The sequence below is a fragment of the Streptomyces sp. NPDC091649 genome (assembly GCF_044756785.1).
Classification (GTDB): Bacteria; Actinomycetota; Actinomycetes; order Streptomycetales; family Streptomycetaceae; genus Streptomyces.
The window spans coordinates 1-7500 of sequence record NZ_JBIVTR010000036.1; the positions used below are offsets into that span (position 1 = coordinate 1).

The 7500-nt window shown below is 67.3% G+C and carries 8 protein-coding genes and 2 pseudogenes; 2 read left to right on the forward strand and 8 right to left on the reverse strand.

The window, feature by feature from the left end; all coding sequences use genetic code 11:
- Window positions 1-383: 383 nt before the first annotated feature.
- A pseudogene (locus tag ACIQMU_RS31395) lies at window positions 384-696 on the forward strand (STAS domain-containing protein); the annotation flags it as partial.
- Between the two features lie 64 nt (window positions 697-760).
- On the opposite strand, the gene ACIQMU_RS31400 reads toward ACIQMU_RS31395, so the two are convergent.
- The 8 genes and pseudogenes from ACIQMU_RS31400 to ACIQMU_RS31435 form a co-directional block, all read right to left on the reverse strand.
- The gene (locus tag ACIQMU_RS31400; protein ID WP_402690235.1) at window positions 761-1102 is read right to left on the reverse strand and encodes a VOC family protein; all 342 of its coding nucleotides are present in this window, start codon (window positions 1100-1102) and stop codon (window positions 761-763) included.
- Window positions 1102-1356, reverse strand: a complete 255-nt coding sequence (locus ACIQMU_RS31405) for a hypothetical protein (RefSeq protein WP_352244093.1) — start codon at window positions 1354-1356, stop codon at window positions 1102-1104. Before ACIQMU_RS31405 ends, ACIQMU_RS31400 begins: the two co-directional genes overlap by 1 nt.
- A gap of 132 nt (window positions 1357-1488) precedes the next feature.
- On the reverse strand, window positions 1489-2070 hold the full coding sequence (locus tag ACIQMU_RS31410; protein WP_402690236.1) for an SMI1/KNR4 family protein: 582 nt from the start codon (window positions 2068-2070) through the stop codon (window positions 1489-1491).
- 788 nt (window positions 2071-2858) lie between these two features.
- Window positions 2859-3299: a hypothetical protein gene (locus tag ACIQMU_RS31415; RefSeq protein ID WP_352244091.1), complete on the reverse strand. Its 441-nt coding sequence runs from the start codon at window positions 3297-3299 to the stop codon at window positions 2859-2861.
- Window positions 3300-3303: 4 nt separating this feature from the next.
- On the reverse strand, window positions 3304-3441 hold the full coding sequence (locus tag ACIQMU_RS31420; protein WP_352244090.1) for a hypothetical protein: 138 nt from the start codon (window positions 3439-3441) through the stop codon (window positions 3304-3306).
- Between the two features lie 134 nt (window positions 3442-3575).
- Entirely contained in the window at window positions 3576-4061 is a 486-nt protein-coding gene (locus ACIQMU_RS31425; protein ID WP_352244089.1) for a hypothetical protein, read from the reverse strand.
- Between the two features lie 254 nt (window positions 4062-4315).
- A complete protein-coding gene (locus ACIQMU_RS31430; RefSeq protein ID WP_352244088.1) occupies window positions 4316-5461 on the reverse strand; it encodes a Dyp-type peroxidase in 1146 nt (381 codons plus the stop codon).
- A gap of 335 nt (window positions 5462-5796) precedes the next feature.
- A pseudogene (locus ACIQMU_RS31435) lies at window positions 5797-6679 on the reverse strand (IS982 family transposase).
- 152 nt (window positions 6680-6831) lie between these two features.
- Here ACIQMU_RS31435 and ACIQMU_RS31440 point away from each other — a divergent pair.
- On the forward strand, window positions 6832-7194 hold the full coding sequence (locus tag ACIQMU_RS31440) for a DUF1304 domain-containing protein (protein WP_402690237.1): 363 nt from the start codon (window positions 6832-6834) through the stop codon (window positions 7192-7194).
- The last annotated feature ends 306 nt before the right edge of the window (window positions 7195-7500 follow it).

Sequence of the window (7500 nt, forward strand, 5' to 3'; positions counted from 1 at the left end):
TCAGACACAAGATCAGCAGACACCCAGCAGATCCTGCCGACATGTGAACCACCTGCCAAGGGTTGCAACAAACTTCATTCTGAAACGATCAGTTAACCGTACCGCGTGAGGGCAGATGGCCACGCCGACGGAGGCCGTCGGCGCTTGACCCTCTGGTTTATCCGCAGCTCGGGCAGCGGTGTTCTCGCCGGGGGCGTCTCCGAGGCGGGAGTGTGTTCGAGGTGGGTGCGGAGGGTATGGCGGCGAAGTCTTCCGCGCGGGTCAGCTGGGTGCGCAGGTCCTCGATCTTCCGGGCGGCGGCCTGCTCGTAGACGCCCATGCGTCCCAGGAGCGCTTCGCGTTCCCCGCTGTCGGCCGACGGGGCGGCATCGAGGCAGTCGGGACGCGTCGCCCACCTCGCCCGCGTCCGCGCCGTCACCGACCCCGACGGCAGCAGTGTCGTGTACTTCGTGACCGGCGAGCTGTCCTTCGCCTCCTCCAACGACCTCGTCGGACAGTTCGACTACAACCGACGACCCCAACCGGATCATCATCGACCTCTCCGCCGCCCACATCTGGGACGCCTCCTCCGTCGCCGCCCTCGACGCCATGGAGACCAAGTACAAGCAACGCGGCAAGACCGTGGAAATCATCGGTCTGAACGACCCGCGCGCCGACCTCCACGGCAAGCTCACCGGTGAACTCGCCAGCCACTGACCGCCCAAACCTCACAGCCCGGGGCCCCGGCATCAGCGCCGGGGCCCCGGATGTTCCCCGGGCTCTACTCCGGCGAAGGTCCCCGGTAGGTGCCGAAGGTCCACAGGTTGCCCTCGGGATCCCGCACCGTGCACACGAACGCCGCAGCACCCGACCCGAACCGGGTCTCGTGCGGCGGTTCCAGCACTTCACCCTCAGCCGCAACGACCCGCCGGTGCACCGCGTCCACGTCATCGCTCACTACGTAGACCGCGCTGGTACCCGCCCGCATCACCCCGTGCACCGTGTCCGTATGCCGGGTCGAACCCGAACACCAGCGCACCACCCCCGGGCCACCGCAGCTCGGCATGTCCCACACCGCCGTGCTCGTCCCGCGCCGCAACCACCTGCGCGAACCCCAGCACATCAACCAGAAAACGCAGTCGAGCAGGCGGCACGGGCCTGGACCGCCCCGAAATCCAGGCGCCCGTCCCGCCAGGTCACCGCCTCACCGTCCAACGTCGTCCCCGGCCGCAGCCGCATCGCCGGAACGGCAAGGTCCATCCAGTGCGACGTGACGACACGGCCGGACCGGGCGTAGAGGACCACCGCGTCCTCGGTGCGGCGCAGCGCGGTGCGGTGTCCGTCGTTCTCCGGACTCAGCGGTGTCTCATGAGACACCGTTGTCGACCGAGGTCTGGTTCGGCTCACGGCGCTGCATTCCCGGCAGGCCCACCTCGCCGCCCAGCAGCAAGGCCGACCCGGCAACCCGTCTGTCCGAACGGCCCCCGGGCCCTCGCAGGGGCCTGAAAATCAGAATTCCCAGTCCAGCTCGTCCTCATCGACTACGGCAGGCAGGTAGCCGTCCACCGCCTCGCCGGTCTCCAGAGCGTTGGCCGTCGCATCCAGGAGAGCCTGGAGCGACGCCCACATCGGGTGGTGCCGGAAAAAGCATCCTGTTTCATGGTCGGCATCGCCGATGCGTCCCCGGTGACGGGAGGAACGCTGGTCCACGATGAGGTAGTCTCCCCCGCCGTCAAAAGCGAAGGGGATCCACTGCCCATGCCACCACGGCCCGTGCTCCCCGTTTGGGTCACCTTCATCGACTCCCGCTACTTCATCTCCGTAGATCTCCGTGCGTACCTGCCAGGCTCTGGTGATCCCCTCCACATCGAGCAAAGACCAGAACGGTGGCAGCAGGTCGAAGTGGCCCATGCCGTTGTGCCGCAGCAAGGACTCCACCAAGGGCTCGGGGAACGGCTGTCCGATGGCCTGTTCGGCCACGGCGATCGCCGAACGCTCCGCCGGCGGGCCAAGAGCAGCAAATGTACGAGGCGTGTGACGGGCAAGCCAAGCCTCTATGCGGGTCCACGACTCTGATATCGGTGAAGTCATCCCGGGATGATGCCAGTTCGAGCCGCTGGATGGGAGGATGTGAGAGAAGTTCGCAGGAAGACTGCCGACGCCTCAAACTGCGGCCAGGACTCCGCTATGGAGGTATCGCCACGCCCCAGGGTGAGACATTGTCGAAGTGTCTGGAGAGCCGTCGGGCTTGGTCTCGAACCACCAGCCGGGCCTGTCCGGCAGGACCGGAACCGCGGGGGGCCGGGGCGGACTTGACCGGATGCTCCATCCCTCGATGCTGCGTCGCACCGACCCGCCCCGTACCCCGGACCTCGACGACCGGCGGGCCGGATCGCTTCAGCGTGACACACGCCTTCGTGGCGAGGCCCCGGAACTGGACGCGGAGCTTGGTGCCGTGGGGGTGCTTCGGGCCGGTGTGCCCGTCCCGGCCCCACGACTTCTCCACCTGGCTGCCCACCCGGGCCGCTCTCTTCCACTTCCCGCCGATCTTCCACGTGCCACCGGGCGCCTTGACGAGCCAGCGGGCTGTACCGGACCGGACACCCTCCCGGGAGGCGCACACCCAGCCCCTCTCCCCCCGGAAGGAGAAGTCGCGCTTGTACCGTGGACCACGACGCCGGGGCAGCATCCGAAGCCCGCCCCCGCGCAGTCACGGACCCGGGTGTCGACGTAGGCGCGCACCGCCATGGGCGCGGACGTGGCGGGAACAGCGGCCACCGGGGTCAGGACGGCAGCCAGAGCGGCGGTGATCATTCGTCGATTCGTGATCGGCTGAACAGGCGTCCGCCCTCGCCGTCTCGGGCGCGGGGGCGGACCACTCAGTCGAGGTCCGCGCTGGCCAGAGTGACCGCGAGCGAAATGCGGCACGGCCGACAGATAGTCTCGGCCGCCCTGCTCGGCTCGGACACTGCGACGGTACGGGCCTCGCTCAGCGTCAGCAGCCCGCACACCGCCACGGCGTCCACCGCCGCCTCCAGGACCTCATCGACCGCCAGCTCCCCGCCGGCCGTCAGCTCCAGCACCAGGGCGACTGCCTCCTGCGGATCGTCCCGCCAGCGGGCGGCGACCGTGTCACCCGCGCTCGCCAACCCCATCCGGTCCAGCGGCCTGCCGGTGATGATGCGCTGGTAGTCCCACGGGAGCGAGTCCTCCTCCACGCCCGGTTCGCGGTGCGGGATCAGCATCACCGTCCGGCCGCCGCCCACCTGCCCGGGTGTCGGCCCAACGGAGGCGCGTTCCTCGGCGAACTGCCCGGTCATCCGTTCAAGAACGCGGGTCAGAGGTGGCGAGTTCGTCTCGCTCGGCTCGCACTTCCGCCGGCTGTGTGGCCAGCTTTTCTTCGAGTTCGTCCAGTTCCATGCGGCGCGCGGTGATGCGTTCCAGTAGCTCGGGATCCAGCATGCACCGGATCGTAAAAGACCGCCTGGCACCTGCGGGTACGAATCGGTTGTATTGGGGGTGTCAGGTGAGGTGGCGGCTCCGGTGGAGACAGATCTCGCGAGAACGTGAGGCGGGTTGTCGCATATGAACGGTGATCAGCGCGGCGGAAAAGAAGCCAGAGCGAGGTCCCACTGGTCAGCCGCGTGCAGCAGCGCCGCGGCATCCATCCTGACCTCAACGACGAACTGGTAGATGTCAGCCCCGTCATCACCCTGTTGCCACGGGGGCGCTGCCTCCAAAGACAGATGAACGCGAATCGCTGCGGCCCCTTCCTCGCTTCGATCGGCGAGGCTGAAAGCCATGACCGGCTCGATGAACCACGTGTCCGGCGACAGTTCACCTTCGGCATCAGGTTCGGTGACGGCCACCGTCCCCGCGGTCACCGCGCGCAGCCACCCGGACACCTGACGGGCCTCATCGGTGAGCAGACATGGCTCGGCGAAGGACCAGCTTCCCTCAGGAGTCATCACCCTGCCATCAATGACCAGCCAGTTGTCGTCGTACGAGTCACCGCGGACCGCGCCGAACTGATAGCGCACTGGGCGGAGGTCGACGCTGCTGGAGAGATCGTTCAGGAGCACTGGCCCAGAATGTCATGCGCTGGCCAGCAGCGGACTGTGCCCCCTATCCCAGGTACACAGGCCAGAGCGCCGCCGCGGACTGACCTCGGTTTCGAAGACAATCCCGACCTCTGTCAGACGATCTTCTCCCTAGACTCAGGCCCAAAACCAGCACGGGCACCCCGAAAGCCGATCACCCCAGCCTTTGACCTGCGACTTCAAGTCGACGGAAACTCACTGTGGCTGACTCAGACGGGGGACGTGGTGCCCCGGGCTCAGGAGTCGAGCAGAGTGGAGCCGTACCAGTCCGCGGCGTCGGCCACCCCTGGCAGCGCGAGGAAGTAGCCGCCGCCCGTTGTGGTGCTGAAGTCGGCGAACCGCTCACCTTTCAGTCGCTTCTGCACGGTCGCGAACTGCCGGGCGATGTCCCGCTGGTAGCAGCAGAAGATCAGCCCCACATCAAGCGTCCCGTCGGGCGCGAGGCCACGGTCGACGTTGTAGCTCCGGCGCAGCAGCACCGAGCTCTCGCTCCCGGGGGTCCGCGGATTGGCCCGGCGGACATGGGAGTCCAGTGGTGTGACCCGCCCCTCCGGGTCCCGTCCGTAGTCAGGTAGGTCGCTCTCCTTGCGTCCGTCGAGCGGCGCCCCGGTCGACTTGCGCCGCCCGAAAATGCGTTCCTGCTCGCCGAGGGGGACCCTGTCCCATGCCTCGGCCCGCAGCCGGATGGTGCGCAGAACCTGGTAGGTGCCGCCGCGGGCCCAGCCCGGTCCCTCTGGTCCGACCCAGACCAGCCGGTCCATTTCCCGGGCCGAGGCCGTGTCCGGGTGCGCGGTGCCGTCCTTGAAGCCGACGAACGACCGTGGGGAGCCCTCGGGGCGCGGCGGGTTCAGGAAGCCGTCGGTCCGCCACCGAGTCCGCAGCAGTCCCCTGGTCTCCCGGGCCAGATCCCGTACGACATGGAGGACGGCGTCCGGGTGCTGGGCGCAGACCTGCACCAAGAGATCGCCGTGACAGCTGCCCGGATCGAGCCGGTCCCCCGGAAACTCCGGCATCCGGGTGAGTCCGGGCGGCAGCGCCCCCGCCAGCCCGTACCGTCCGTCGAACAGTGAGGCGCCCACTCCGACGGTGACGGTGAGCCGGTCCTCCGGGCCACGGACCGCCGCTACGTCTGGGTCCTTGGGCGTGACACCCGCAGTCAGGGTGCGGCACCGCGCGGTCAGCTGTTTGAAGAGCGCCGCCAGCCCGGCTCGGTCGTGCGCGAGCACGTCGAAGGCGACAAAGCCTCCGAACGACTGCTGCCGGGTGAGGATCCCCGCCTGGTGCGCACCGTGGAACGGCACTCTCTCATTCTCCGAGCCTGCTTCCGGCATGCCGGAAGCAGCTCCTGCCGCCATCGTGCCGGTCAGACCTGCAGCCCCCACGACCCCTGCGGCTCCCCGCACAAAGACGCGCCGGCTGGGACGCGCACCTTGGTATGAGTCACTTTTCGTCACGGCTGTCCTCCTTCCGGCATCTCGGCGGTCCGCTCCGTCTCCTCACCCCTACCCAACGCCGACGGTGGCTGAGCAAGGGAAACGCCCTTCGCATCCGTATGGAGTATGGGGAGGTAGAGGTCAGGTAACGGCGGCACGGCATCAAATGTCCACCTGCCGCGGTATCGGCTGGGAACGACGCATGCTCCGCAGATGCCATGGGCACTCGTCGCGGTAACGACCCGCGCTCTTGGGTTGTTGTGGACGAGTAGTTCCGAATGTGCTCAAGGATCGAACGCAGTCAGCGACCGCAGGACCGGGACTCCAGTCTTGTGGTGGCGCCAGATGACCGAGGCCATGGCGAGCATGCTGTGGGCGAAGCGGACGATGACGCCCTCGAAGGTGCGGCCGCCGTGCTGTTCCAGGCCGAGCCGGCCCTTCAACGTGTCGTTGACCGACTCGATCAATTGCCGCGCCGACTCGCCCTTGCAGCGCCTTTCCCGCTTGAACGACGGGCGGAGCAGCTCCGCGCCCTGGAAGGCGAGATCGGCCTCGAACTCCTTGGAAGCGAAGCCCTTGTCGGCGGTCAGGAGCAGGCATGGCCTGCCGTCGTCAGATCGGGTTCGCGGGCCGGCATGGCGGCCAGTACCTCCCGCTCGCCGATCTTCGGACTGGCCAGGGCCCAAGTGATCGGCATCCCGGTCGGGGTGCAGACCAGGAACAGGCGCAGGCCCCAGTAGAACCGGGCGTGCGAGGCACAGCACCCATATCGGCCCAGGCGGCCATGTCCGACTGCTTCACGGTGCGCCGCGACATGCCGCACGGCACCGGTGTGGAGTGGATAATCCAGTGGTTGTCGAACCAGAAGCCCGCATCCGCCACAAAGGGGCATATCACCTTCTTGACCAGCGGCATCGCGGCCCGCAGCCGCCTGTTGCCTCCGGGCCGTTCGGGCAGGTACGGGAACATCGCGGCCAGGTCGCTGCGGGCGAAGCGCAGCCCGCGGGCCTCAGATACGAAGCCCAGCAGAGCCTGCGCGACAGCCAGACAAACGAGTTCGGAATCGCGCAACTTCGGTGGCCTGCCCAGCCATCGGGTCCTTCCGATCTCGTCGCCGATCTTCACGTACAGTCCGGCGACGAGGGTGTCCGGGTCTTCGCTCTTCACGGAATGATCTTGGATGCCCTCTCTGTGTCTTCAGGCGAACCGCTGGGCCCCTATGTCGCCGAAACGCCTTGAACGCGGATCGGCTGCGCCGGAAAACTGCTGGTATCGGCGTGAGCGATAGTCGGCTCAGGCCGTGACATAATGTGTCCACCATGTCCATTATTGCCATAGTTGGAGTTGTCGCGCCCGCCCTCCTGCATGTCTACATCCTGGTTCTGGAGATGTTCCTGTGGACCAGTTCCCGGGCCCGGGCCGCTTTCGGGACAACAGAGAAGTTCGCGGTCTCGACCAAGGCAATGGCCGCCAACCAGGGCCTGTACAACGGGTTCCTGGCAGCCGGACTTCTGTGGGGTGCTTTCGCCTCCGATCCGATCGGCTTCCAAGTGCGAGTCTTTTTCCTGGCCTGCGTTGCCGTCGCCGGGCTGTACGGCGCCGCGACAACGTCCCGCAAGATCCTCTTCGTGCAGACCATCCCCGCCCTCGCCGTACTCACGCTGGTACTCCTGGCCCGCTGAAACCGGCGGGGCCGTCACGGCATAGGACGATCACATTCGGAAGTACTCCTCCAGGTACTGGTGGCCGCTACGGCGGAGTGACTGCCGCGCCGGAAGCGCTTGGAGCCGAGATTCGCAGAGCGGCGTTCTTGACATCCAACGGCGTCGGTGGCTCGGCAGGCACCTCCGTCCGGCATCCGCGCGGCCCGCTAGGGTCTGTCTTCAAAGGCTTTCGATGGGGCATCATATGACGCATGGTGCGGCGACATGAGCTCTCGGACGAAGAGTGGGACGTTCTGTCGGGGCTGCTTCCGCAGACGGAAACGG

What these genes read in the sequence shown, in the direction of transcription:
- ACIQMU_RS31420 (WP_352244090.1), bottom strand. Translation starts at nt 3,441, where the DNA reads ATGCTGGATCCCGAGCTACTGGAACGCATCACCGCGCGCCGCATGGAA.
- ACIQMU_RS31410 (WP_402690236.1), bottom strand. Translation starts at nt 2,070, where the DNA reads ATGACTTCACCGATATCAGAGTCGTGGACCCGCATAGAGGCTTGGCTT.
- ACIQMU_RS31440 (WP_402690237.1), top strand. Translation starts at nt 6,832, where the DNA reads ATGTCCATTATTGCCATAGTTGGAGTTGTCGCGCCCGCCCTCCTGCAT.
- ACIQMU_RS31400 (WP_402690235.1), bottom strand. Translation starts at nt 1,102, where the DNA reads ATGTGCTGGGGTTCGCGCAGGTGGTTGCGGCGCGGGACGAGCACGGCG.
- ACIQMU_RS31415 (WP_352244091.1), bottom strand. Translation starts at nt 3,299, where the DNA reads ATGACCGGGCAGTTCGCCGAGGAACGCGCCTCCGTTGGGCCGACACCC.